21 protein-coding genes and 1 other RNA gene are annotated in these 25357 nt (G+C 55.9%); 10 read left to right on the plus strand and 12 right to left on the minus strand.

Annotated features, from left to right (window positions below; all coding sequences use genetic code 11):
• Window positions 1-40 precede the first annotated feature (40 nt).
• From SERS4_RS0111815 to SERS4_RS0111855, 9 genes are all read right to left on the minus strand, one after another.
• On the minus strand, window positions 41-826 hold the full coding sequence (locus SERS4_RS0111815; RefSeq protein WP_017892641.1) for a heme ABC transporter ATP-binding protein: 786 nt from the start codon (window positions 824-826) through the stop codon (window positions 41-43).
• Entirely contained in the window at window positions 819-1823 is a 1005-nt protein-coding gene (locus SERS4_RS0111820) for an iron ABC transporter permease (protein ID WP_017892642.1), read from the minus strand. Before SERS4_RS0111820 ends, SERS4_RS0111815 begins: the two co-directional genes overlap by 8 nt.
• Window positions 1823-2653 carry a hemin ABC transporter substrate-binding protein gene (locus SERS4_RS0111825; RefSeq protein WP_017892643.1) on the minus strand — a complete coding sequence of 277 codons (831 nt, stop codon included), beginning with the start codon at window positions 2651-2653 and terminating at the stop codon, window positions 1823-1825. Before SERS4_RS0111825 ends, SERS4_RS0111820 begins: the two co-directional genes overlap by 1 nt.
• Entirely contained in the window at window positions 2650-3684 is a 1035-nt protein-coding gene (locus SERS4_RS0111830) for a hemin-degrading factor (RefSeq protein WP_017892644.1), read from the minus strand. The genes SERS4_RS0111825 and SERS4_RS0111830 overlap by 4 nt, the downstream gene beginning before the upstream one ends.
• A 63-nt stretch (window positions 3685-3747) precedes the next feature.
• Window positions 3748-5832, minus strand: coding sequence for a TonB-dependent hemoglobin/transferrin/lactoferrin family receptor (locus SERS4_RS0111835; RefSeq protein ID WP_017892645.1), 2085 nt, complete (start codon window positions 5830-5832; stop codon window positions 3748-3750).
• Between the two features lie 93 nt (window positions 5833-5925).
• The gene (hemP, locus tag SERS4_RS0111840; RefSeq protein ID WP_012144902.1) at window positions 5926-6111 is read right to left on the minus strand and encodes a hemin uptake protein HemP; all 186 of its coding nucleotides are present in this window, start codon (window positions 6109-6111) and stop codon (window positions 5926-5928) included.
• 168 nt (window positions 6112-6279) lie between these two features.
• Window positions 6280-6765 carry a glutathione peroxidase gene (locus SERS4_RS0111845; protein ID WP_012144903.1) on the minus strand — a complete coding sequence of 162 codons (486 nt, stop codon included), beginning with the start codon at window positions 6763-6765 and terminating at the stop codon, window positions 6280-6282.
• A 301-nt stretch (window positions 6766-7066) separates the two neighbouring features.
• A complete protein-coding gene (locus SERS4_RS0111850; RefSeq protein WP_012144904.1) occupies window positions 7067-8113 on the minus strand; it encodes a 3-deoxy-7-phosphoheptulonate synthase in 1047 nt (348 codons plus the stop codon).
• A 194-nt stretch (window positions 8114-8307) separates the two neighbouring features.
• Complete coding sequence (locus SERS4_RS0111855) at window positions 8308-9129, minus strand: pyruvate, water dikinase regulatory protein (protein ID WP_017892646.1); 822 nt, start codon at window positions 9127-9129, stop codon at window positions 8308-8310.
• A gap of 533 nt (window positions 9130-9662) precedes the next feature.
• On the opposite strand from SERS4_RS0111855, the gene ppsA reads away from it, so the two are divergent.
• A complete protein-coding gene (ppsA, locus tag SERS4_RS0111865) occupies window positions 9663-12041 on the plus strand; it encodes a phosphoenolpyruvate synthase (RefSeq protein WP_017892648.1) in 2379 nt (792 codons plus the stop codon).
• A gap of 111 nt (window positions 12042-12152) precedes the next feature.
• On the opposite strand, the gene rprA is transcribed toward ppsA, so the two are convergent.
• Window positions 12153-12264: antisense sRNA RprA (gene rprA / locus SERS4_RS26310), an RNA gene on the minus strand.
• Between the two features lie 250 nt (window positions 12265-12514).
• A complete protein-coding gene (gene ydiK / locus SERS4_RS0111870) occupies window positions 12515-13615 on the minus strand; it encodes an AI-2E family transporter YdiK (RefSeq protein ID WP_012144907.1) in 1101 nt (366 codons plus the stop codon).
• Window positions 13616-13869: 254 nt separating this feature from the next.
• On the opposite strand from ydiK, the gene SERS4_RS0111875 reads away from it, so the two are divergent.
• Both SERS4_RS0111875 and menI read left to right on the plus strand, forming a co-directional pair.
• Complete coding sequence (locus SERS4_RS0111875; protein ID WP_017892649.1) at window positions 13870-16926, plus strand: FAD-binding and (Fe-S)-binding domain-containing protein; 3057 nt, start codon at window positions 13870-13872, stop codon at window positions 16924-16926.
• Complete coding sequence (gene menI, locus SERS4_RS0111880) at window positions 16923-17339, plus strand: 1,4-dihydroxy-2-naphthoyl-CoA hydrolase (protein WP_017892650.1); 417 nt, start codon at window positions 16923-16925, stop codon at window positions 17337-17339. The genes SERS4_RS0111875 and menI overlap by 4 nt, the downstream gene beginning before the upstream one ends.
• A 53-nt stretch (window positions 17340-17392) precedes the next feature.
• Here menI and SERS4_RS0111885 read toward each other — a convergent pair whose 3' ends face one another.
• Entirely contained in the window at window positions 17393-17797 is a 405-nt protein-coding gene (locus SERS4_RS0111885; RefSeq protein WP_004943694.1) for a hypothetical protein, read from the minus strand.
• A gap of 555 nt (window positions 17798-18352) precedes the next feature.
• On the opposite strand from SERS4_RS0111885, the gene sufA reads away from it, so the two are divergent.
• The 7 genes from sufA (at window position 18353) to SERS4_RS0111920 (ending at window position 25325) form a co-directional block, all read left to right on the plus strand.
• Complete coding sequence (sufA, locus tag SERS4_RS0111890; RefSeq protein ID WP_012144911.1) at window positions 18353-18724, plus strand: Fe-S cluster assembly scaffold SufA; 372 nt, start codon at window positions 18353-18355, stop codon at window positions 18722-18724.
• A gap of 14 nt (window positions 18725-18738) precedes the next feature.
• Window positions 18739-20235, plus strand: a complete 1497-nt coding sequence (gene sufB, locus SERS4_RS0111895; protein WP_026142350.1) for a Fe-S cluster assembly protein SufB — start codon at window positions 18739-18741, stop codon at window positions 20233-20235.
• Window positions 20236-20277: 42 nt separating this feature from the next.
• On the plus strand, window positions 20278-21024 hold the full coding sequence (gene sufC, locus SERS4_RS0111900) for a Fe-S cluster assembly ATPase SufC (protein ID WP_017892652.1): 747 nt from the start codon (window positions 20278-20280) through the stop codon (window positions 21022-21024).
• Window positions 20999-22291, plus strand: coding sequence for a Fe-S cluster assembly protein SufD (gene sufD / locus SERS4_RS0111905; protein WP_017892653.1), 1293 nt, complete (start codon window positions 20999-21001; stop codon window positions 22289-22291). Before sufC ends, sufD begins: the two co-directional genes overlap by 26 nt.
• Window positions 22288-23508, plus strand: coding sequence for a cysteine desulfurase SufS (gene sufS, locus SERS4_RS0111910; RefSeq protein ID WP_017892654.1), 1221 nt, complete (start codon window positions 22288-22290; stop codon window positions 23506-23508). Before sufD ends, sufS begins: the two co-directional genes overlap by 4 nt.
• Window positions 23509-23603: 95 nt before the next feature.
• Window positions 23604-24017 (plus strand): cysteine desulfuration protein SufE, encoded by a 414-nt coding sequence (gene sufE, locus SERS4_RS0111915; RefSeq protein WP_012144916.1) that lies wholly within the window; start codon window positions 23604-23606, stop codon window positions 24015-24017.
• A gap of 294 nt (window positions 24018-24311) precedes the next feature.
• Window positions 24312-25325 (plus strand): L,D-transpeptidase family protein, encoded by a 1014-nt coding sequence (locus tag SERS4_RS0111920; protein ID WP_017892655.1) that lies wholly within the window; start codon window positions 24312-24314, stop codon window positions 25323-25325.
• Window positions 25326-25357 lie beyond the last annotated feature (32 nt).

Genomic DNA, 25357 nt, shown 5'->3' on the forward strand with positions numbered 1-25357 from the left:
GAAAGATGACGGGCGCGGTACAGCGCGCCCGGTAAAGAAACTACTGACGCAAATAGACCTGTGGCAACGCCACTTCCGGGTGATGAACCACGCCCAGATCTGCCTGATACCAGCGGGTGAGGACCTCTGCCTGCAACACTTCCTGCGGCGTGCCCGTAGCGACCAATTGCCCCTGATGCATCAATAAAATACGATCCGCATACAATGCCGCGAGATTGAGATCGTGCAATACGCAGCACACTGCAATCGGCTGTTGCCGCGTCAGCGTACGCAGCAGCCTGAGCGTATGTTGCTGGTGGTAGAGATCCAGCGCCGAGGTCGGTTCGTCCAGAAACAGCCAGGCCGGTGTTGGCTGCGGTTGCCAAAGCTGCGCCAGCACGCGGGCGAGTTGCACTCGTTGCTGTTCACCGCCGGAGAGCTGGCGATAATCGCGCTGGGCCAATTCGAGACAGTCGGTTTGCGCCATTACCTGTTGTACCGCCCGTTGTGCGTCGCGTTTACCGTGGGGGGCACGGCCCATACTGACCACTTCCTCTACGGTAAAGGGGAAGGCCAGATCGCTATGTTGACGCATTACCGCGCGCACTTTCGCCAACTGCTGTGGTTGCCACTGTTCCAGCGGTCGCCCGAGCAACTGACATTCGCCACAGCCTGGGGCCAGATAACCGGTTAACAGGCGCAGTAACGTCGACTTACCCGCGCCGTTCGGCCCGATAATTGCCACCATTTCGCCGCTATTGATACTCAGTGAGACATCGTTGATCAGCCGCCGCGAACCCAGGCTGTAACGTAACTGCTGCGCCGTCAGGCTTGCTGTGTTATCCACCTACGCGCTCCCGCTGGCGCATCACCAGCCATAAGAAATAAGGCCCGCCGATCAGGCTGGTCATCAAACCGACCGGCATTTCTGCCGGAGCCACCAGCGTGCGTGCCAGCGTATCGCTGACCAACAGCAGGCAGGCTCCCCCCAGTGCAGAACAGGGCAGCAGCCAGCGGTGGTCGCCGCCGAGGCGCATGCGCACCAGATGCGGCACCACCAGACCGATAAAACCAATCACGCCACTCATCGCTACCGCTGCGCCTATCAGTAATGCGCTCAACAACAGCAGCTGCAATTTGGCACGCTGAACATTCACACCGAGGTAATGCGCCTCCTCATCTCCCAGTTGCAGCAGATTCAGACGGCGCGCCTGTAATAGTGTCAGCAGGGTGGCCGGCAGGATCAGCGAGGCGGAAACGGCCAGGGTGGGCCATTGTGACTGGCTCAGGCTGCCCATCATCCACAGTGAAAACTGGCGCAGTTGCTGGTCATTACTGAGGTAAGACAGCACGCCAATCGCTGCCATGCACAGGGCGTTGATGGCGATACCCGCCAGCAACAGGCGCGACAGGCTGCCGTGGCCGCTGCGGCTGATACCGTAAATCAACAGCGATACCAGCATGCTGCCGAGAAATGCCGCCAGCATGTGGCCATACAGGGCAATCACCGGCGGCAGGGCCAGCGGCATAACGATAATCAGCGCAACAAACAGCGCGCCGCCGCTACTGATCCCCAACAGGCTGGGATCGGCCAAGGGATTACGGAACAACCCCTGCATCACGGCGCCGGACACCGCCAACGCGCAACCTATCACTACCGCCAGCAGCACGCGCGGCAAACGGATATTCAGCCAGATATGCCAGGAGGTGTCGCTGAACGGCTGTTGCCACAGGGTGCGGAATGACAGCGTCAGCGCCCCCATATTGGCCGCGCCCAAAGCCAATAGTGCCAACAGTACCAGCAGGCTGGTCATCGCCAGGCGGGGAGAGGTACGGCAGCGCATTACTTTTGCTCCGCCGCATGACGCAGCTTGGCCAGCGCGGCGGGAGTTTCCAGCCCGAAGCCCAGCAGCGCCATATCGTCAACCACCAGTACGCGATGCTGTTTGCCCGCAGGGGTGAGTGCCATGCCAGGCAATTTCCACAGCTGTTGTTCGCCGCCGAGCGTTTTTACGCCGTCGGTGGTGACCAGCAGCAAATCCGGCGCGCTGGCTATCACGCCTTCCTGCGAAAGCGGGCGATAGCGGCTGAATCCCTGCATGGCGTTCTTCAGACCCGCAGCGGTGATGACCGCGTCGGCGGCCGTGTGTTGCCCGGCGGCCATGGGCGTAATACCACCGTGGCTCATGACGAACAACACCCTGACCGGCAACGCATCGGTTTTCACCGCCGCCAATTGCTGCTGGTAACGGGTGCTCAACTGCTTGCCCTGCTCGGTGCGCTGAAGCGCACTGGCGATCACAGCGATTTTTTCCGGCACGCTTTGCAAGGTGGTATCGCCGGGAATGCGCACCACTTTAACGCCACTCTCTTCCAGCTGTTTGAGCACCAGCGCCGGCTCGGCCAATTCGGTGGTCAGCACCAGCGTGGGTTTCAGCGCCAAAATACCTTCGGCATTAAGCTGGCGCATGTAACCGACGTCCGGCAGTTTTTTAACGGTTTCCGGCTGCAGGCTGGTGCTGTCTCGCGCTATCACTTCATCGCCCGCGCCCAGGGCGAAGGCAATTTCGGTGACGTCACCGCCTATCGAGACAATACGTTCCGCCGCAGCAGCGGTGAACGGCAACGCCAGCGCAATGCACAGCGCCAGACGACGGGTCAATGAAGGTTTCATGCGGCAACGTCCTTGGGTTCAAGCGCGGCAACCTGCTCACGCCACTGAGTTTGCTCCGGCTGGCCTTCGGTACGCTGGCCGTAAAGTTGAGCTATCTGCGTGCCGTCGGCGGCAAACAGTTCCAGACTGGTGACGAAGCCGTCTTTGGTGGGCTTGCGGGTGATCCAGCTTTCGGCGATCGCATCTTCGATCAGGTGCAGGGTGAAGCGGCGATTGAACACGTTAATCCAGCCTTCCTGCGGCATCAGGCGTTCAATCTGACCGGTAAAGATCTGCACGCAGCCACGGTTGCCGACAAAAATCATGATTTCGTTCTGCAGGCCCATCGCGGCGTTAAGCAATTGGCTCAGGGCGCTGTTATCGACCCGATAGGCCAAATCGTTACCGACGGCGCTGAAGGCTTGCTGGCGGGTCAGTTTGTTGCGGCTCAACAACTGGAAGAACTGGTGAACGTCGGTCATTGCACGCCATTCCTGGTCAATTTTGTCGGCATCTGGCGAGGCGTTACTGAGCGTGGCGTCTGCCGGTTGCAGTTCCAGGGGCGGGTTTTCCGCATTCAGGTGGCGTTCAACCAGCGCCATCCAGGCTGGGAGATCGGTTTCATCGGTGGTGTAAACCTTATGCAGTGCGTCGCCCTGATGATCGAAGAACTGAATGCTGTGGCGTACGCCGCGCTTGTTGGTTTCGCTCATGGCGAAAGCGCTGGCCCACTGGTTGAGGAACAGGCGCAGATCCAGCTCACGCGGATTGAGGATCAACCCGGCATGACCGTTCAGGTGCTGGTTGCGATAACGACCCATTTGCTCATGCACCGCGTAGCTATTACGGGTAATGGATTTGGTGATGCCGACCTGTTCGAGTTCGGTCAGCAGGGTACGGGCATCGGCCCGCAGACGACGGGTGTCCTGACCGACGCGGGCGTGGGTCAGCTCCGCTTCGCTGACGCCAAGAATTTCAGCCAGGTCACGCGCATATTTGCCTGGATTATCAATTTTTGCCTGCTGGTAGCGTGCATATAGGGTATTGCTCATTGCGGGTTCTCCTGTGTGTGAATCAAGCGGCGGGCAATCTTCATGCCCGCCGGATTTAAAACGTTACCACTGATAGCTGACCAGCAGTTTGGCATTACGCCCGTCCTGCGGTATGCCCTGTGGCGAGTAATATTCTTTATCAAAGGCGTTGCCCAGCACCACCGTGGTGGTCACGCCCTGTAGGCGTTCGCGGCCTTTATAGCTCAGGTAAAAATCGTTGACGCCGTAGCCGCCTTGTTCTGCGGTGCCGGTTTCTACGCGGGTGGCTCGTTGGGCCACAGTGGCCACCCAGCCGGTCGACAGGCCGGTTTCACCCAGTGGAATATCCAGCGTGCTGGTTACCGTGTCCGGATTGATGCTGTTCAGCCATTCGCCGCTGCTTTCGTTTTTGCCGCGAGTGCGGTTGTACGCCAGGTCCCAGCCAAAAATGGCAGTTTTATAGCTCAGCGTTGCGTCCCAACCCCAAATTTTTGCACGGTCGATATTGGTCGAGAAAGTGGTGCAACTGATGCAATAAGGGCCACGAGGGCCACGACCCAGCTCCATGGTGACATCCGTGGTGATGTAGTCGCGGGCTTTGGTATCAAAGTAGCTGGCTTTGAATTGCAGGCTGTCATCAGCCAGTAGCAAATCGTCAAAGCGTAGCCCGAAACCGTATTCCTGGGTGGCATTGGTTTCCGGCTTGAGGTTCGGGTTAGGCACCCAGTTGTTGGTAATGGTGGTCGGCCCCATGGGGATAGAGAAGTGCTTGGAATCGTTGTACATCTCTCCCATGGTCGGGGCGCGGAAAGCCTGCGAATAAGAACCGAACAGCATTAGCCAGTCGGTTGGCGTCACTGTGACGGCACCGCGCGATGACCACTTGTCGGCGTCAACATCGGCGTAACCGTCACTGGAACCCTTGTAATTATCGTAACGCGTCCCGGCAAGCAGGGTGACCGGCAGATCGCGCAGGGTAATTTCGTCCTGCAACCAGCCGGAAGCAAAGTTGATCTTCGCCTGTGGGAAGCTTTCTGTCGCGCCACCCGGTGTCTGCTCCTGCTTGTAAGCCTCGCTGCCATAGGTCAATAAGTGAGAGGCGAAGGTATCGGCAAACAAACGGCTGCGGTTTTCGAGTTTGGCACCGCGAGTGGTTTGCTTGCGCGCTTCATCTTCACTGCCGTTGGTGTGGGCGTTGATCTCCACTTCGGAATAATAGATTTTGGCTTCGGCGTCGAGCCAATCCTGACCCACAGGCTTCAGTTTGTAGCCAAGCTGGCCGTCGCGTTGAATAGTTGAGCGGTCGGTCATCAGGTTACCGCTGCTGCTGGCCGATTCCTGCGGGTTTTTCGGCTCTTGCGCCCGGTTGTTGTAATAGCGCAGGTCGCCGCTCAATGACTGATTCTCATCGAGCGTCCAGGTCCCCTTGGCCAGCAGATTGCTGATGGTTTCATCATTGGGTGCATCGAAGCCGTTGCCCTGACGCAGATTGCCGACGTCTCGGGTGCCAAATGACAGCAGGCCGTCGAGATTGTCGGTTCTGCCGTAGGTGCTGGCCCCCATGCCGAGGCTGTGGTCGCCGCTGCCGGCGGTGCCATACACCCGGTAGCCGCTATTATGGCCGGGCAACAGCAGATCGGCAGCATCTACGGTTTCATAAGCGATAACGCCGCCCAGTGCGCCACTGCCATACAGCAGGGCGGAAGGGCCGCGCACGACTTCGATGCGTTTCACCAGTGCCGGATCGAGGAAGGTGGCGCCAAGGTGGCCGGTATCGGTGCCCTGACGGATGCCATCCACCAATGTCAGCACGCCATTTTTACCGTAGCCACGCATGAAAACGTCCTGGCCATTACTGCGACCGGTGCCATTGACGGTAATGCCCGGCATGCGGCGCAGCATATCGCCGGCGCTGGTGGCGGTTTGGCTTTGCGGCGTATCGGCCTCGATCACCGTGACCATCATCGGTGCTTCAAAACTGCTGCGCGCATTGCCGGTGGCGGCTACCGTCATGGTTTCGTCGCTGGCTTTGTCCTTTTTAACCGGTGCCGTCGCCGAGGAAGAAGAAGGGGTTTCGCTGGTTTGTGCAAAAGTCACCGTCGGCAGAGTACAGGCAATCGCCAGACTCAATGCGGATAAACGCAGCCGGGTGGAATAGATCAGAGGCATGTCGCAACTCTCCGTATGTTTTAAACATATCAATAGATTTGCTGGCTGCCTGGATCAAAAAGGATCTGGGTGGCTGGCGTTAAGGGATGGGAATTATTTGGTCAGGATCAATTTCCCGGCTTTGGTCTGTCGTAACTGATAGCGCTGGCCCTGATGGATGATGATCGCCACGCCATCGGCATCGAGCAGTTGCGCACTGTCGTAGCAAGGCGGCGTGGCCAGGCCACTTTCAGCGGTGTGAGCAGCCTGGGCAGGCGTGTTGTGGTGGTGATTATCCATCGTCATGTGTTTATAAAACAGACCATTAAATAGTAATTAATATCAAAGTGAGAATCATTATCATGTGAACGAAAGGTTACATCAAGGAAAATTTTCTTACCAATGGAAGCTTTTTGCAGGAAGGGGATGTGGCACGGGCCGAGATGGCTCAGCCCGTAAAATTCAGGGTTATTTCAGCAGGGTTTCAATGCGGTCAAACAGGCGTTCGGGTTTGGTGATCGGCGCGTAGCGTTTCACCCGCTGGCCGTCAGCGGTCAGCAGGAACTTGGTGAAGTTCCATTTAATGCGTTGAGTGCCCAGCACGCCCGGTGCCAGGCGTTTTAATTCATTGAACAACGGATGCGCGCCTGGGCCATTAACTTCAACCTTGCTGAACAGCGGGAAGCTGACGCCATAGTTCAGCGTGCAAAAGTTGGCAATCTCCAGCGGATCGCCGGGTTCCTGCGCGCCGAACTGATTGCAGGGAAAGCCCAGCACCATCAGGCCGCGTTCACGGTAGTACTGCCACAGGTTTTCCAGCCCGTGATATTGAGGCGTAAATCCGCATTTGCTGGCGGTGTTGACCACCAGATAAGCCCGGGCGGGGAAATCACCCAGGGTTTTGTGTTCCCCTTGCAGTGTGACGCAGGGGATGGATAACAGTGAGTGGATCATGCCGGACTCCAAATCCTTTTCAGGGGGGATACAAGAATTGCTACCAGTATATACCCGTCATCTTTCAAGCTGCAGCGTTGTTACCTGCTTACAAGGCCCATCCATGGTCCTTGCCCTTTCAGGGCCGCTGCAAGCAGCGTTCAAATCTGTTCCCGACAGATTTGTCGCTCACCCCAGTTACTTACTTAAGTAAGCGCCTGGGAATGAGCGAGCTGGGCGCCTAGTTGCAACTTGAAAGCTATAGGGTATAGATGCCTTGATGGCGGACAGAAAAACCGGGGCGGGCGCCCCGGCGCTGGGATCAGAAGCGGGTGTCTACCGCATCGGCCAGCATGGCCAGCAGCTGTTCGCTGTCGGACCAGCTCAGGCAAGGGTCGGTGATCGATTGCCCATAGGTCAGCGGCTGACCGGCAACGATTTTCTGGGTGCCCTCCACCAGGAAGCTTTCTGCCATTACGCCGGCAACGGCGACGGAACCGGCGCGGATCTGCTGGCAGACGTTTTCGGCCACTTCCAGTTGGCGACGATGCAATTTCTGGCAGTTGCCGTGGCTGAAGTCGATCACCAGTTGCTCCGGTAAATCGAATTCGCGCAGGCTGTCGCAGGCGGCGACCACATCGGTAGCGTGGTAGTTCGGCGTCTTGCCGCCACGCATGATGATATGGCCATAAGGATTGCCGCTGGTCTGATAGATAGTCATCTGGCCGTGCTTGTCCGGTGACAGGAACATATGGCCGGCGCGGGCCGCACGAATGGCGTCAATCGCGATACGGGTGTTGCCGTCGGTGCCGTTTTTAAAGCCCACCGGGCAGGATAGTGCCGAAGCCATTTCCCGGTGGATCTGGCTTTCGGTGGTCCGTGCGCCAATCGCGCCCCAACTGATCAAATCAGCAATATATTGGCCGACCACCATGTCCAGGAACTCGGTGGCGGTTGGCAGGCCGAGCTGGTTCACTTCCAGCAGCAGCCTACGCGCCATTTCGATCCCGCGATTGACCTGGAAGGTGCCATCCAGCGCCGGATCGGAGATCAGGCCTTTCCAGCCCACCACGGTGCGCGGTTTTTCAAAATAGGTGCGCATCACGATTTCGAGGCGATCCTGGTAACGGATGCGCAGCGCATTCAGACGGCCGGCATAATCGATGGCGGCGTCAAGATCGTGAATAGAGCAGGGGCCGATCACCACCAGCAGGCGACGATCTTCGCCGGTCAGGATTTTTTCAATTCGCTGCCGTGAGGCCGTCACGTTGTCCGCGATTTCCGCCGAGATTGGCAACTTCTCCGCCAGCTCTTGCGGCGTGACGAGGCTGTCGATGCGCGCGGTCCGCAGTTCATCTGTTTTGTGCATGATTTTCTCTAAAGACTGTTCTTCGCTGCGGCAGGAGTGCCGGGAAGTGATGGCGATCACAATAACGTAAAAACCGATGAATTCAACCGGAGAAACTGTGTTCTGTTGATCAAAATCGCTAAAAAAAGCACAAAAAACGTGGCCGGTGGGGAAATAAACAACACGCGGCAGGAGACAGGCCCGCCGCGTTAAGGCTAGAACATGCGGCGGCTCATGCCCAGAATATCCAGGATTTTGGTCGAGATCTCTTCCACCGAATAATTGGTGGTGTTCAGATAACGGATCTGGTTTTTACGGAACAGCGCTTCCACTTCCGCCAGCTCCATCCGGCACTGGCGAATGGAAGCATAACGGCTGTTTTCACGCCGTTCTTCACGGATGGCGGCTAACCGCTCCGGGTCGATCGTCAGGCCGAAAAGCTTGTGCTGAAACGGCTTCAGCGCGGCGGGGAGGTGCAAGTTGTCCATATCGTCGGCGGTAAACGGATAGTTGGCCGCGCGGATACCGAACTGCATGGCCAGATACAGGCTGGTGGGAGTCTTACCGCAGCGCGAAACGCCGAGCAAGATCACCTGCGCCTGATCGAGATTACGCAGCGAAATGCCGTCATCATGGGCTAACGTGTAGTCAATAGCCGCGATACGGGCGTCATATTTGCCGAGGTTGCTGGCGGTCAACCCGTGGGTGCGGTTAGGCACCGGGGTAGGTTCTACCTCCAGTTCCCCCTGCAACGGGCCAACCAGCGCCTGCACGATGTCCTGGCAGAAACCTTCGCTCTGGGTAATGACTTTGCGAACTTCTGGCGAAATGATTGAGTAAAACACTAACGGGCGCACGCCGGTATCACGATAGATATCGTTAATCTGCTGGCAAACCCCACGGGCCCGCGCTTCGGTTTCTACAAAGGGCAGCGTAAAGGTGGTGGCCTTGACCGGAAATTGCGACAACACCGCGTGGCCCAAAACCTCTGCGGTGATCGCCGTACCGTCCGAAATATAAAAAACGCTTCTTTCCACCCGGGGCTCCTTAGCTGAAATAGTGACGTCATTATCACGTCTGCTGGCCCTTATCATGGGCTGCAGATGATTCAACGGTAAAGGGGCGGGCAAAAAAATTGTGATAATGCGGGCAGAGTCGATGAATAAACAGGTCGGTCAGGGAATAAACGCTGGCGATAGAAACACTGGGGTAAAACACTATTTCAAATTTTATGAAAAGCGGGCGTTTATTTTCGGTGAGGAATTATTAGTCATGATGACGTAATTTCCACCAAAGACTGCGTAAATAACAGGGTTTTTAAAACTGAAGTTTAAAAAATACTTAATTTGTTGAGATTTAAGCTATTAGTGCGACAGGGAACGGTTCCAGGCCGGTTTTGCGTTTCAGGAAGTTTTCCTAAAATCCACTTTCTTCACCGGGTTGATCGATTCACCTTTCCATTTCCTATGGATCATTGTGCTAGTCTGACTCGGCACCGTTTTAGCGGCGCTGAGAAAGCAAGCGAATTAAATCCGTCTATACCCTACTGATAGCAATAAGGATTGTCTCGATGTCCAACAATGGCCCAGACTTGCGTAATGTGCTTTGGTACAACCAGCTCGGCATGCACGACGTTGACCGTGTCGGCGGCAAAAATGCCTCCCTCGGTGAAATGATCACCAATCTTTCCGATTTGGGCGTTGCCGTGCCAAACGGTTTTGCCACCACCGCGCAGGCGTTTAACGATTTCCTCGAGCAAAGCGGTGTTAACCAGCGCATCTATCAGTTACTGGATCAAACTGACGTTGACGATATTGCTCAATTGACCAAGGCGGGCGCGCAAATCCGTCAATGGATTATCGACACGCCGTTCCATGCGGAATTCGAGCGTGAGATTAACCTGGCTTACCAGCAACTGGCCGACGGCGAGCCGGAAGCGTCATTTGCCGTGCGTTCTTCCGCTACCGCAGAGGACATGCCGGATGCCTCTTTCGCCGGCCAGCAGGAAACCTTCCTCAACGTGCAGGGTATTGACGCCGTCATGGTGGCGATTAAGCACGTTTTCGCCTCCCTGTTTAACGACCGCGCCATTTCCTACCGGGTGCATCAGGGTTATGACCACCGCGGCGTGGCCTTGTCGGCCGGCGTACAGCGCATGGTGCGTTCTGACCTGGCATCTTCCGGCGTCATGTTCACCATCGATACCGAATCCGGTTTTGATCAGGTGGTGTTTATCACCTCCGCCTTCGGCCTGGGCGAAATGGTGGTGCAGGGCGCAGTCAACCCGGACGAGTTTTATGTGCACAAACCAACGTTGCTGAGAGGCAACCCGGCTATCGTGCGCCGCAACCTCGGCTCGAAGAAAATCCGCATGGTGTATGCGCCATCGCAGGATCACGGCAAGCAGGTACAAATTGAAGACGTGCCAGAGCAGCAACGCAATCGTTTCTCTCTGACCGACGAAGAAGTTCAGGGGCTGGCACATCAGGCACTGCTGATCGAGAAACACTACGGCCGCCCGATGGACATCGAGTGGGCCAAAGACGGCCATACCGGCAAATTGCTGATCGTGCAGGCCCGTCCGGAAACCGTGCGTTCGAACGAGCAAACGATGGAGCGTTACCAGCTTAACGCGACCAGCCCGGTGCTGGTGGAAGGGCGCGCTATCGGCCACCGCATTGGCGCAGGTCCGGTGAAGGTCATCCATAACATCAGCGAGATGGACCGCATTGAGCCAGGCGACGTGCTGGTGACTGACATGACCGACCCGGATTGGGAACCGATCATGAAGAAAGCCGCCGCCATCGTCACCAACCGTGGCGGGCGTACCTGCCACGCGGCGATCATTGCGCGTGAACTGGGCATTCCGGCGGTGGTTGGCTGCGGCAACGCGACCGATCTGCTCAAAGAAGGTCAACAGGTCACCGTTTCTTGTGCAGAAGGCGATACCGGCTTCGTCTACAGCGATATCCTCGATTTTAACGTGCAGAGTTCCGAAGTGACCGAACTGCCGGATCTGCCGCTAAAAATCATGATGAACGTCGGCAACCCGGATCGCGCCTTTGACTTCGCGCGTTTGCCGAATGAAGGTGTGGGTCTGGCCCGTCTGGAATTTATCATCAACCGTATGATTGGCGTGCATCCTAAGGCGTTGCTGGAGTTTGACCAGCAGACCCCGGAGCTGCAGGCGGAAATCAGGACGCTGATGCAGGGCTACGACCATCCGGCCGAGTTCTATGTCGGTCGTTTGACGGAAGGGATCGCCACGCTGGGCGCCGCGTTCTGGCCGAAGCGAGTGATCGTGCGCCTGTCCGATTTCAAATCCAATGAGTATGCCAACCTGGTTGGCGGCGAGAAGTATGAACCGCATGAAGAAAACCCAATGTTGGGCTTCCGCGGTGCCGGTCGTTACGTGTCCGACAATTTCCGTGACTGTTTCGCGATGGAATGTGACGCGGTAAAACGCGTGCGTAACGAAATGGGCCTGACCAACGTTGAGATCATGGTGCCGTTTGTTCGCACGGTGGAGCAGGCGGAAGCGGTGGTGGCCGAATTGGCACGTCAGGGCCTGAAGCGCGGTGAGAACGGCCTGAAAGTGATCATGATGTGCGAGATCCCATCCAATGCGCTGTTGGCAGATCAGTTCCTGCAGCACTTTGATGGCTTCTCCATTGGCTCCAACGACATGACTCAGTTAACTCTGGGGCTGGATCGTGACTCGGGCGTGGTCTCTGAGCTGTTTGACGAGCGAAACGAAGCGGTGAAAATTCTGCTGTCGATGGCTATTCAGGCGGCCAAGCGTCAGGGTAAATACGTCGGTATTTGCGGCCAGGGTCCGTCTGACCATGAAGACTTTGCCGAATGGTTGATGGATCAGGGTATTGACAGTCTGTCGCTCAATCCGGATACCGTGGTGCAAACCTGGGTTAATCTGTCGAAGAGAACATAATTTTCGCGATACGGAATAATTATTAAGGCGAAAGCCGTAACTCAGGTTACGGCTTTTTTATTTCTGAATGTAAATAAAAAGGCGCAGTGAACAAAAGCGGTCAAAAAAAGAATAAAAAAAAGCCCATCATAGGATGACGGGCAAAGACTACACACAGCAATTCACATGTATGGCATTACATTGTTTGGAAATCTTGCTTTAAATCAGGTATTTGAAGCAATATATGGCAATAATACTAGGTATTTAAGCGTCATTAGTCATTAAGAATCGTCTTAATCAACCGGCGTATTGGAATTTATTTTTGCTAGCGGCTATTTTTACCGCAGTGCTAAAAAGATGCATTTATTCGGTATGTTTAAATAGTGTTCATCAGGTGAAAACCGGCGGCGAATTTTATTATTGCGGATGTTCTAATTCTGGAAGCAAGCGAGGGGAAAGGGGAGTTCTGCCCGGTGACCCGGGCAGAAGCGGGGTTACATCTGTTCCAGATCTTTGGCAACTTCTTCCAGGTCGGCAGTTGGTTCTGGCGCTTCATTCATCCAGGCAGTGAGTAAACGGTAAGACACCGCCAACACTACCGGGCCGATAAACAGGCCAATCATGCCGAAAGCCAGTAAGCCACCGATAACACCGGACAGGATCAGGATCATCGGCAGATCGGCACCCATGCGGATTAGCACTGGCCGCAGCACGTTATCGAGCGTGGCGACCACGCAGCTCCATACCAACAGCACGGTGCCCCAGGTGGTATCTCCACTCCAGTACAACCAGATGATTGCCGGTACCAGCACCAGTAATGGCCCCAACTGTGCCACGCAGCAGATAAAGATCAATACCGTCAGCAGGGTAGCGGCAGGTATGCCGGTCACCGCCAGGCCAATACCGCCCAGTACCGACTGCACCAGCGCCGTTACCACCACGCCCAGCGCCACTGCACGGATAGCCTGACCACCCAGCACCACGGCGGCGTCGCCTCTTTCTGCACCCAAACGTGTTGCGAAGTGGCGAATGCCCAGAGCCACTTGCTCGCCGCGTGCATACAGCAACACGCTAAACAGCAGCATCAATGTGCAATGCAACAGCAGGCGGCCAATATGCGCGGCTTGAGCCACAAACCAGGTGGCGGTCTGGCCGAAGTAAGGTTGCACCTTCGCCACCAACGCACTGCCACCGGCGTTCACCAGGGTGTGATAACTGTGATAGACCTTATCGCCGATCATCGGGATCGATTGCAGCCAGGCCAGATCGGGAATATGCAGTTTGCCCGGCGTGCTGGCCCAGGCGACGATTGGCGCGCTGTTGTCCACCACGCTACTGACCAGCAGAGAGATTGGCAGGATAAACAGCAGGATCAGCAGTATCGTCATCACCAGCACCGCCAGTGAACGTCGTCCCCAAAGTATTTTTTGCAGCTTAATCAGCAGTGGCCAGGTGGCTATGACCACCATGCCGGCCCAGGCAAAACCGAGAATAAAAGGTTGAATGACCCAAAAACAGGCGACGATCATTATGGCGATAAACAGCACGCCAAAAATAATCCGTGGCAAATCATAGCGGGATTTCGGGATTGTCATGAATGGGTTCTCATTCTGGTCAGTTAACTCCTTGGGATCGTTTAATCATGGTGCACGTTGATGAAAAACGACAGCACGGCGCACCTTTTGTTGCGAGCGATTCTTCGGCAGGACAATTGCAATAATCTGCATGCCTTCACTAAACGAGTATGTTAGTTTTTATCTCTAATAAAAAACAGGGTGGGTCTGAATAAAGGCCTGATTCAGCGTGCATAATCACGCATAAAAATTAGACAGACAGGGTCAAAAACCGAATGATCCCACAGATTTCTCAGGCGCCCGGCCTCGTTCAACGGGTGCTCGATTTTTTGGAAGCGTTGAAGCAAAACGGGTTTAACGGTGATATCGCTACCAGTTATGCCGATCGGCTAACGATGGCGACCGATAACAGTATCTATCAGTTGCTGCCTGACGCGGTAGTGTTTCCCCGTTCTACTGCGGATGTGGCACTTATTGCCCGTCTGGCGACCGAAGAGCGCTTCACCGCGCTGACCTTCAGCCCACGCGGTGGTGGGACAGGGACCAACGGGCAGTCGCTCAACAGCGGTATTGTGGTGGATATGTCGCGCCATATGAACCGCATTCTTGAAATCAACGTCGAGCAGGGCTGGGTCAAGGTTGAGGCCGGGGTTATCAAGGATCAGCTCAACCAGTACCTGCGGTCGTTCGGTTATTTCTTCTCACCGGAGCTTTCCACCAGTAACCGCGCTACGCTCGGCGGCATGATTAACACTGACGCCTCCGGTCAGGGATCGCTGGTCTACGGAAAAACTTCCGACCACGTATTGGGCTTGCGGGCGGTGCTGCTGGGTGGCGATATGATTGACACCCGAGCCATGCCGACGCCGTTGGCGGAAACGATTGCCAACGAAGATACGGTTGAAGGCCGCATCTATAACCAGGTGCTCAACAGTTGCCGCGACCAACGCGGGTTGATCCTGGAAAAATTCCCCAAGCTTAACCGCTTCCTGACCGGTTACGATCTGCGCCATGTGTTCAGCGATGACCTGCAAACCTTCGATCTGACACGCATTCTGACCGGTGCCGAAGGGACGCTGGCATTTATCACCGAGGCGCGGCTGGATATTACGCCGCTGCCGAAAGTGCGCCGGTTGGTGAATGTTAAATACGACTCCTTTGATTCCGCACTGCGCAACGCGCCTTTTATGGTGGAAGCCAAAGCGCTGTCGGTCGAGACTATCGACTCCAAGGTGTTGAACCTGGCGCGCGAAGATATTGTCTGGCATTCGGTCAATGAACTGATCACCAACGTGCCGGATAAAGAGATGCTGGGTCTGAACATCGTGGAGTTTGCCGGCGATGACAAGGCACTGATCGACCAGCAGATGGAGGCTTTGTGCCTGCGGTTGGACGAGCTAATCACCGAGCGACAGGGCGGAGTGATTGGCTATCAAATCTGTGGCGATCTGGACGGCATCGAGCGCATTTACAACATGCGTAAAAAGGCGGTCGGGCTATTGGGCAATGCCAAAGGGCGTGCCAAGCCGATCCCGTTTGCCGAGGACACCTGTGTGCCACCGCAGCATCTGGCCGACTACATCGTTGAATTCCGTCAGTTGCTCGATAGTCATAACCTCAGTTACGGCATGTTTGGCCATGTGGATGCCGGTGTGTTGCACGTGCGCCCGGCTCTCGACATGTGCGACCCGCAGCAGGAAGTGCTGATGAAGCAGCTTTCCGACCAGGTGGTGGCGTTGACCGCCAAGTACGGCGGCTTGCTGTGGGGGGAGCATGGCAAAGGGTTCCGCGCCGAATACAGCCCGGCGTTCTTTGGCGACGAGCTGTATCTGGAACTGCGCCGTATCAAGGCCGCTTTCGACCCGGACAACCGGCTCAACCCCGGCAAAATCTGTTCGCCGTCAGGCGTCGATGCGCCGATGATGAAAGTGGACGCCGCCAAACGCGGTACCCTCGATCGTCGCATTCCGGTCGAGGTTCGCACCTCGTTCCGTGGTGCCATGGAGTGTAACGGCAACGGTTTGTGTTTCAATTTTGACGTTCGCAGCCCAATGTGCCCGTCGATGAAAATTACCGGCAACCGCATTCACTCGCCAAAAGGGCGGGCGGCGCTGGTGCGTGAATGGCTGCGTTTGCTGTCCGAACAGGGTGTCGATCCGCTGGAACTGGAAAAGCAACTGCCGAAGCAGCGTGTCAGCTTCAGGGCCCTGATCGAGAAAACCCGCAACAGTTGGTACGCCAGCAAAGGAGAGTACGATTTTTCGCACGAGGTGAAAGAGGCGATGTCCGGCTGTCTGGCCTGTAAGGCCTGCTCCACTCAGTGCCCGATTAAAATTGACGTGCCCGGCTTCCGTTCACGTTTCCTGCAGCTTTATCACACCCGTTATCTGCGACCGGCGCGTGACTATATGGTCGCCGGGGTCGAGAGTTACACCCCGCTGATGGCGAAAGCGCCAAAAGTGTTCAACTTCTTCTTCAGGCAGCCTTGGGTGCGTGAGTTGAGCCGCAACAGTATTGGCATGGTTGATTTGCCGCTGCTTTCCAGCCCGACGCTGCGCCAGCAGCTCTCCGGCCACGGCGCACTCACCATGACGCTGGAACAGCTTGAAGCGCTGAACCCGCAACAACGCGAACAGCACGTATTGATCGTGCAGGATCCGTTTACCAGTTATTACGATGCCAAAGTGGTCGCCGATTTTGTGCGGCTGGTAGAGAAGTTGGGCTATCGGCCGGTGCTGTTGCCGTTCTCACCCAACGGCAAGGCACAGCATATCAAAGGCTTCCTGACGCGCTTTGCCCGCACTGCGCGCAAGACCGCCGATTTTCTCAACCGGGTGGCGAAGCTAGGCATGCCGCTGGTGGGGGTCGATCCGGCGCTGGTGCTGTGTTACCGCGACGAATATAACGAGATCCTCGGGGAAACTCGGGGTGACTTCCAGGTGCAATTGGTGCATGAATGGCTGCAACAGTTGCTGGCCGAGCGAGCGGAACAGCCGGCGACCGGTGAAGCCTGGTATCTGTTCGGCCACTGCACCGAGACCACGGCATTGCCGACCAGTAGCCAACACTGGGCGTCAATTTTTGCACGCTTTGGCGCCAGGCTGGAAAATGTCAGCGTTGGCTGTTGTGGCATGGCGGGTACTTACGGGCATGAAGTGAAGAACCTGCAGAATTCACTCGGCATTTATGAGCTATCATGGCACCAGGCGCTGCAACGTTTGCCACGGCAGCGTTGCCTGGCGACCGGCTATTCCTGCCGCAGCCAGGTCAAACGCATTGAGGGTAACGCAGTACGACACCCATTACAGGCACTTCTGGAGATGATTGAGTGAAACTGTGGAAAAGAGAAACGACGCTGGAACAATTAAACCATGCCGGTGAAGGCTGCATGGTCAGCCATGTCGGCATCCGGTTTACCCGGCTGGGGGACGACTACCTCGAGGCCACGATGCCGGTAGATCAGCGCACCCGGCAGCCGTTTGGCCTGCTGCACGGCGGGGCATCGGTGGTGCTGGCAGAGTCGATGGGGTCGATGGCCGGTTACCTGTGCTGTGAAGGTGAGCAGAAGGTGGTGGGGTTGGAAATCAACGCCAACCATTTGCGGGCCGCATTTGAAGGCGAAGTCCGCGGCGTGTGCCGTGCGTTGCACGTTGGCCGCCGTCATCAGGTGTGGCAGATAGAAATCTTTGATTCGCGCGATCGCCTGTGCTGCACTTCACGTCTGACCACCGCCGTCATCGATTAAGCGTCTTACCCCGCAGGCAGCTCTGTCTGCGGGTGTTTCTTCGTTCGGCCGGTTTACAACTGAAAGGGGACCCGCTTGACGAAATCCTTCTGGAAGGCGTTGGCCTTCTCCCAGGTACCTTCCATCGCATATTTCTGGCAGATCAGGGTCAGGGTATGACGGGCAAAATGATAGCTCTGCACCCGGAATAGCTGACAGCGCTGCGGATTATTGATTTCCACGATCAGCCGATTATGCAGTTTGCTCAACGCATGCAGGTAGCTTTCGTCATCGCCATTCTCCAGACACAGATTCGCCATGTTCAGACTGACGTTGTTGTAGCGTTTCAGGTGGTTGATGTTGCACTCAGGCCGCCGAAGTGACGCCTCCGCCATATAGAAATCAACCGTGGCGTCGCGCACGCTGAATTTGTAGTCATCAATTTTGCCCAACAGCCACGCATTCATCGAGATATTCATTTGCCCACGCCTAATGTGAATTGAATGATAATCATTATCATATTTATTGGCGCGTTGCCGATCAATCATTCTGTTGAAATATTTATCATCGACAGGGGATGCATAGAGGCAGTGGCGACCCAATATAGCCAGTAACGACTAAACTTTAATCAGATGTTGCCGCTTCTGCCTGCTCGGTGGGGTGAGTGGAATGGCGTGAAATGCGCCTTATTGTCGATAAACGCATTTTTAAGACAGACAAAATGCAGAAATAGGTATTTTCTATGAATGTTTAAATCGACATAAAAAGCCCGGCCCTGTAAAGCGTTCGAGCCAATGGGCAAGCGCAATGGTGATACAGGATGTGCAGTAAATTCATAAGGATAAAATGATTCCATTTCCGACCGGCAGCGCCTGGCGCGCTGACTGTCCCGCGCACTTGCCGCATGCCGAAGCGAAAATTCGGGCTTTTAGCGGATACCCCTGTAAAACAAACGGTTGAAGTGATAATCGTTATCACTAACATAGTAGCAACCCAGATTGGCTGTGGTAAAACACGAGTGTGAGGTAGGCCATATGCAAACGGAAAATGTCGGCACCTTTTCTCTGGACGAAAATGTCTGGCAAGGCATTTTGCTCAGTGACAATGCCGTACAACAAATTACAAAACTAATGCAGCAGGACTCGCAGGTGAAGGGGCTGCAACTCGGGGTGAAGCAGTCAGGCTGCGCCGGGTTTGCCTATGTGCTGGATCTCACCCGTGCTCCTGCTGACGACGACCTGCTGTTTGAGCGCGATGGCGCCAGGCTGTATGTGCCGTTGAAAGCCATGCCGTTTATCGATGGCACCACGGTGGATTTTGTCCGTGAAGGGCTGAATCAGATATTCAAATTTAATAACCCTAAAGCTCAGCATGCCTGCGGGTGCGGCGAGAGTTTTGGCGTTTGAGCGATGCAATCAACATGACACGAAGCAATGTAGAAATGCCTAATGAAGTGCAGGCTTGGGTCAGCGAAGGTCGCTACAAAGAAGGTTTTTTTACCCAGTTGGCCACCGATGAATTGGCGATGGGCATCAACGAAGACGTGGTGCGCGCTATCTCGGCCAAACGTAACGAACCTGAGTGGATGCTGGAGTTCCGCCTGGAAGCCTACCGTGCCTGGCTGCAAATGGAAGAGCCACACTGGCTGAAGGCGAACTACGAACGCCTGAACTATCAGGATTACAGCTATTACTCGGCGCCGTCCTGCGGCAGCTGTGATGACGCCTGCGGCTCGCAGCCTGGCGCAGAACAGCAACCCGGCGCACCGACGGACAACAATTATCTGACCAGCGAGGTTGAACTGGCGTTTAACCAGCTCGGTGTTCCGGTACGTGAAGGTAGCGAAGTGGCGGTGGACGCTATCTTCGACTCGGTCTCGGTTTCGACCACCTACCGTGAAAAGTTGGCGGAGAGCGGGGTGATTTTTTGCTCGTTCGGCGAAGCCATCCATGAATATCCGGATCTGGTGCGCAAATACCTGGGTCGCGTAGTGCCTTCCAACGATAACTTCTTTGCCGCCTTGAATGCGGCGGTGGCCTCCGACGGCACCTTTGTCTACGTGCCGAAGGGCGTGCGCTGTCCGATGGAACTGTCGACCTATTTCCGCATCAACGCCGCCAAAACCGGCCAGTTCGAGCGTACCATCCTGATTGCCGATGAAGGCAGCTATGTCAGCTATATCGAAGGCTGTTCGGCCCCGGTGCGTGACAGCTACCAGCTGCATGCGGCAGTGGTGGAAGTGATCCTGCACAAAGACGCCGAAGTGAAATATTCGACGGTGCAGAACTGGTTCTCCGGCGGTGACAGCAAGGGCGGTATCCTCAACTTCGTCACCAAGCGTGCGCTGTGTGAAGGCGCGGGTTCGAAAATGTCGTGGACCCAGTCGGAAACCGGTTCGGCGATCACCTGGAAATACCCGAGCGTGATCCTGCAGGGCGACAATTCTATCGGTGAATTCTTCTCGGTGGCGCTGACCAGCGGCCATCAGCAGGCGGACACCGGTACCAAGATGATCCACATCGGCAAGAACACCCGTTCGACCATCATCGCCAAAGGCATCTCCGCCGGGCACAGTGAGAATACCTACCGCGGGCTGGTGAAGATCCTGCCGGGTGCGGAAAACGCGCGTAACTTTACCCAGTGTGATTCGATGCTGATCGGGCCGGATAGCGGCGCTCATACCTTCCCGTATGTTGAAGCCCGCAACAACAGTGCGCAGCTGGAACACGAGGCGACGACCTCAAAAATTGGTGATGACCAGCTGTTCTATTGTCTGCAGCGTGGCATCAGCGAAGACAATGCCATTTCGATGATCGTCAACGGGTTCTGTAAGGACGTGTTCTCTGAGCTGCCGCTGGAGTTCGCCGTTGAGGCACAGAAGCTATTGGCCATCAGCCTGGAACACAGCGTGGGCTAATCGCCGGATTTACAGCGCGAAAGCGCGACCTAAGGACACTGCATGTTAAGTATCAAGAATTTAAAAGTCAGCGCGGAAGGCAACGAGATCCTCAAGGGCCTGGATCTGGAAATCAAACCGGGCGAAGTGCATGCCATCATGGGGCCGAACGGCTCGGGAAAAAGCACGCTTTCTGCGACCCTGGCCGGGCGCGAAGAGTACGAAGTGACCGCGGGCGAAGTGACCTTCAAAGGCAAGGATCTGCTTGAACTGGCGCCGGAAGACCGTGCCGGTGAAGGGGTGTTTCTGGCGTTCCAGTATCCGGTGGAGATCCCCGGCGTCAGCAACCATTTCTTCCTGCAGACCTCGGTTAATGCGGTGCGTAAATATCGCGACCTGGAGCCGCTCGATCGCTTCGATTTCGCTGACTTTATCGAAGAAAAAATTGAGCTGTTGAATATGCCGCCCGATCTGCTGACCCGTTCGGTTAACGTTGGCTTCTCCGGCGGCGAGAAAAAGCGTAATGACATCCTGCAGATGGCAGCGCTGGAACCGGACCTGTGCATTCTGGATGAAACCGACTCCGGTTTGGATATTGATGCGCTGAAAATTGTTGCCAACGGCGTTAACTCACTGCGGGACGGCAAGCGCTCGTTCATTATCGTCACGCACTACCAACGCATTCTGGACTACATCAAACCGGATTACGTTCATGTACTTTCTCAGGGGCGCATCGTCAAATCCGGCGATTTCACCCTGGTGAAACAGTTGGAGGAGCAGGGCTATGGCTGGCTTACCGACGAGCAATAATTCGCGCGCGCTGCAGCAACTCTACAGTCTGTTTGAAGCCCGCGGCGGCGAGCATTCCGTCCATGCGCTGGCACACTGGCAACAGGCTTTGCGCCTGGGCTGGCCGACCCGCAAGCATGAAAATTGGAAATACACCCCGCTTGAAGGTTTGTTGGAACAACAGTTTCTGGAGCCGCTGCTCGAGCCGGTCACTGCCGCTCAGCGGGATGCACTGGCGCTGGATATCGACGCTTACCGCCTGGTGTTTATCGATGGGCGCTTCAGCGCGACATTGAGTGACAGCGAGTTGGGTGATTACCAGTTTGACGTGGCCCCCTACGGGACGCTACAGGCCTTGCCGGAGCCGATCCAGGCCGAAATATTCCTGCATCTGACCGAAAGTCTGGCGCAGGAAACCAGCATTATCCGCGTTGCGGCCGGCAAAATTGCAGAGCGGCCGTTGTATCTGCTGCATATCAGCAGCGGACGCGGCGCTGAAGGCGAAGTGAATACCGTCCATCACCGCCATCATCTTGAGATTGCGCGTAATGCGCAGGCTGAGGTGATCGAACATTACGTCAGCCTTAACGACGCCGCGCATTTCACCGGCGCGCGCCTGACCGCTAACGTGGGTGACAATGCTCAACTGCAGCACTGCAAACTGGCATTTGAAAGCCGGCCGAGCTACCACTTCGCCCATAACGATCTGGTGATTGGCCGCGATGCGCGGGTGAAGAGTGACAGTTTCCTGCTCGGGGCGGGGCTGACGCGGCATAACACCAGCGCACAGCTGAATGGTGAAGGTTCCAACCTGACGATCAACAGCCTGGTACTGCCGGTCGGTAAAGAGGTTTGCGATACCCGTTCTTACCTGGAGCATAACAAGGGGTACTGCGAGAGCCGCCAACTGCACAAAGTGGTGGTCAGCGATCGCGCCAAAGCGGTGTTTAACGGCATGATCAAAGTGGCCAAACATGCGATTAAAACCGATGGCCAGATGACCAACCACAATCTGCTGCTGGGCAAGGTGGCGGAGGTAGATACCAAGCCGCAACTGGAAATCTACGCTGACGACGTGAAGTGCAGTCACGGTGCTACCGTTGGGCGCATCGATGAAGAGCAGCTGTTTTATCTGCAATCGCGCGGTATCGACAAGCATGCGGCGCAGCAGATGATCATCTTTGCCTTTGCCGCGGAGCTGACCGAGGGGATTGGCAACGACACCATCCGTGAATCGGTGCTGGCGCGCATTGCACAGCGCCTGCCGGGGCCGGGGGAGGCAGCATGAGTTTTCCGATTGAACGGGTACGCAGTGAATTTCCGCTGTTGGCACGAGAAGTCAATGGCCAGCCGCTGGCTTACCTCGACAGCGCCGCCAGCGCGCAGAAACCGCAGGCAGTTATCGATCGTGAGCTGGATTTTTACCGTCATGGCTACGCGGCGGTACACCGGGGCATCCACACGTTAAGCGCCGAAGCGACGCAGGAAATGGAAGCGGTGCGCGAAAAGGTGGCGGCGTTTATCAATGCCGGTTCGGCGGAAGAGATAATATTCGTCAAGGGCACTACCGAAGGCATCAATCTGGTCGCCAACAGTTTTGGCCGCCACTTCCTGCAACCCGGTGACAGTATTATCATCACCGAGATGGAGCACCACGCCAACATCGTACCCTGGCAGATGCTGGCACAGGAACGCGGATTGAACCTGCGTGTCTGGCCGCTACAGCCAGATGGCACCCTGGATTTGGCCCGGTTGCCGGGCTTGATCGACGCGTCAACCAAGCTATTGGCGCTAACCCAGGTGTCCAACGTGTTGGGCACGGTGAACCCGGTGCAGGAAATCACGGCACAGGCAAAAGCGGCGGGCCTGAAGGTACTGATTGACGGTGCGCAGGCAGTGATGCACCAGCGGGTGGATGTTCAGGCGCTGGATTGCGATTTCTACGTGTTCTCCGGGCATAAGCTGTATGGGCCTTCCGGCATCGGTATTCTTTACGGTCGTCAGGCACTGTTGCAGCAAATGCCACCCTGGGAAGGGGGCGGGTCGATGATCCAACAGGTCAGCCTGACGTCAGGAACCACCTACGCCGAGCCACCGTGGCGCTTTGAGGCCGGTTCACCCAACACCGCCGGCATGATGGGGTTAGGTGCGGCAATTGACTATGTGAATACGCTGGGGCTGGAGGCGATTGGTGAGTACGAGCAGTCGCTGATGCATTACGCGCTAGAGGCTCTGCAACAGGTACCCCGGCTTAAAATCTACGGCCCGGCGGAGCGAGCCGGAGTGATCGCCTTTAACCTGGGTGAGCACCACGCCTATGACGTCGGCAGCTTCCTGGATCAGTACGGCATTGCTATTCGTACCGGCCACCATTGCGCGATGCCGCTGATGGCGTTCTATAATGTGCCGAGCATGTGCCGCGCTTCGTTGGCGTTATATAATACGCGCGATGAAGTAGACCGGCTGGTGGCCGGGTTGCAGCGTATCCAGAAACTGCTGGGATAGGACAAACCGGGGCTTAATCCCTCCGGGTGAATAAATATCGGTAGTCAGTGACATGGGGTCGGCATGCCGGCCCCTGAATGATTGAAAGGATCCTCATGGCGAATTTGCCGGACAAAGATAAGTTAGTGCGTAATTTCTCCCGCTGCCTGAATTGGGAAGATAAGTACCTGTATGTCATTGAACTGGGCGCCAAGCTGCCGGCGCTTGACGATACTGAACGTCAGGCGGGCAATCTGATTTCCGGCTGTCAGAGCCAGGTATGGATTGTGATGCAGCTTGATGATCAAGGGCGTGTTGAATTCCATGGTGACAGTGATGCGGCCATCGTCAAAGGGTTGCTGGCCGTGGTGTTTATCCTCTATCACCAAATGACGCCGCAGCAGATCGTCGAGCTGGATGTTCGTCCCTTCTTCGCCGAATTGGCGTTGAGTCAGCACCTGACGCCTTCACGCTCGCAAGGGTTAGAGGCGATGATCCGCGCTATACGCAGTCAGGCTGCCAAATTCTGACATAGCGGTGAGACTCATTGATACGTTGTTGGTATTTCCTATGTCAATGAGTCTTTACAAACCCTCAACACTCTGTTCGCTCGCCTCGCAAATCAGTGACATATCAGCAGCTTACCCCTTGACGTTGCATTGACAAATCCATAAAGCGATTACGTTATAACATGTTGATTTTTAGAGGACTTATTGCCTTTAACTGCAGCATTGCTAGTATTAATCAGGTCTTGTCTGATTTACCCGCCGCCAAGTGCCCGTTAGCCTTGTGGCCGAACCGTAATAAGCATAATAGGGATGATAATGAAACGTGCGTTGAGTTTAATGGGCATGCTATTTGCCACCGTACTGACTGGCACCCAGGCCGCCAGTGCGAGCGAATACCCGCTGCCGCCGCCGGACAGCCGTCTGATTGGCGAGAACACCACCTATACCGTACCGAACGATGGTCGCCCGCTGGAGGCGATTGCCGCCGATTACAAAATTGGTTTGCTGGGCATGCTTGAGGCCAATCCGGGCACCGACCCCTTCCTGCCCAAGCCGGGCTCGGTATTAACTATCCCGACCCAGATGCTGTTGCCGGATACCAAGCGTGAGGGGATCGTGGTCAACCTGGCCGAACTGCGTCTGTACTACTACCCGAAAGGCGAAAACAAAGTGATTGTTTATCCGATCGGTATCGGCCAAACGGGGATGCACACGCCGCTGCAGGTGACCTCTGTCAGCCAAAAAATCCCGAACCCGACCTGGACGCCGACGGCCAATATCCGTAAACGCTACCTGGAAAAAGGCGTGAAGCTGCCGGGGGTGGTACCGGCCGGGCCTGAAAACCCAATGGGTCTGTTTGCCATGCGTCTGGCGATGGGGCACGGTGAATACCTGATCCACGGCACCAACGCCAACTTTGGTATCGGCATGCGCGTCAGCTCCGGCTGTATCCGCCTGCGCCCAACGGATATCGAAGCGTTGTTTAATATGGTTCCGCGCGGCACCCGCGTGCAGGTCATCAACGATCCGGTGAAAATCTCCGTTGAACCGGACGGTAAGCGCTACGTAGAAGTGCATCAGCCACTGTCGAGAGTTGAGAGTGACGATCCGCAGACCATGCCGATCACGTTGTCGAAAACCGAGAAGGCTTTTGTCGGGGATGCGCAGACCGATAAGGCCGTGTTCGACAGCGCGGTTGTACGCCGCTCTGGCATGCCGGTACTGGTTAACCTGGGGCAGAGCCCATCTGAAGTCAGTTTAACGCCTGTAGCCTCACAGGAAGCGAATAAAGGCCTATTTAAGAGCGCACCCATCAGTTCGGTGAATTAAAACGCGGTCTTAATGGATAATTCTGAGGGGTT

This window comes from Serratia sp. S4, assembly GCF_000347995.1.
GTDB lineage: Bacteria > Pseudomonadota > Gammaproteobacteria > Enterobacterales > Enterobacteriaceae > Serratia > Serratia quinivorans.

What these genes read in the sequence shown, in the direction of transcription:
- sufC (WP_017892652.1), top strand. Translation starts at nt 20,278, where the DNA reads ATGTTAAGTATCAAGAATTTAAAAGTCAGCGCGGAAGGCAACGAGATC.
- SERS4_RS0111850 (WP_012144904.1), bottom strand. Translation starts at nt 8,113, where the DNA reads ATGCACAAAACAGATGAACTGCGGACCGCGCGCATCGACAGCCTCGTC.
- hemP (WP_012144902.1), bottom strand. Translation starts at nt 6,111, where the DNA reads ATGGATAATCACCACCACAACACGCCTGCCCAGGCTGCTCACACCGCT.
- SERS4_RS0111920 (WP_017892655.1), top strand. Translation starts at nt 24,312, where the DNA reads ATGAAACGTGCGTTGAGTTTAATGGGCATGCTATTTGCCACCGTACTG.
- SERS4_RS0111885 (WP_004943694.1), bottom strand. Translation starts at nt 17,797, where the DNA reads ATGAATATCTCGATGAATGCGTGGCTGTTGGGCAAAATTGATGACTAC.
- SERS4_RS0111835 (WP_017892645.1), bottom strand. Translation starts at nt 5,832, where the DNA reads ATGCCTCTGATCTATTCCACCCGGCTGCGTTTATCCGCATTGAGTCTG.
- ppsA (WP_017892648.1), top strand. Translation starts at nt 9,663, where the DNA reads ATGTCCAACAATGGCCCAGACTTGCGTAATGTGCTTTGGTACAACCAG.
- SERS4_RS0111830 (WP_017892644.1), bottom strand. Translation starts at nt 3,684, where the DNA reads ATGAGCAATACCCTATATGCACGCTACCAGCAGGCAAAAATTGATAAT.
- sufA (WP_012144911.1), top strand. Translation starts at nt 18,353, where the DNA reads ATGCAAACGGAAAATGTCGGCACCTTTTCTCTGGACGAAAATGTCTGG.
- sufB (WP_026142350.1), top strand. Translation starts at nt 18,739, where the DNA reads ATGACACGAAGCAATGTAGAAATGCCTAATGAAGTGCAGGCTTGGGTC.
- SERS4_RS0111845 (WP_012144903.1), bottom strand. Translation starts at nt 6,765, where the DNA reads ATGATCCACTCACTGTTATCCATCCCCTGCGTCACACTGCAAGGGGAA.
- ydiK (WP_012144907.1), bottom strand. Translation starts at nt 13,615, where the DNA reads ATGACAATCCCGAAATCCCGCTATGATTTGCCACGGATTATTTTTGGC.
- SERS4_RS0111820 (WP_017892642.1), bottom strand. Translation starts at nt 1,823, where the DNA reads ATGCGCTGCCGTACCTCTCCCCGCCTGGCGATGACCAGCCTGCTGGTA.
- SERS4_RS0111825 (WP_017892643.1), bottom strand. Translation starts at nt 2,653, where the DNA reads ATGAAACCTTCATTGACCCGTCGTCTGGCGCTGTGCATTGCGCTGGCG.
- sufE (WP_012144916.1), top strand. Translation starts at nt 23,604, where the DNA reads ATGGCGAATTTGCCGGACAAAGATAAGTTAGTGCGTAATTTCTCCCGC.
- sufD (WP_017892653.1), top strand. Translation starts at nt 20,999, where the DNA reads ATGGCTGGCTTACCGACGAGCAATAATTCGCGCGCGCTGCAGCAACTC.
- sufS (WP_017892654.1), top strand. Translation starts at nt 22,288, where the DNA reads ATGAGTTTTCCGATTGAACGGGTACGCAGTGAATTTCCGCTGTTGGCA.
- SERS4_RS0111875 (WP_017892649.1), top strand. Translation starts at nt 13,870, where the DNA reads ATGATCCCACAGATTTCTCAGGCGCCCGGCCTCGTTCAACGGGTGCTC.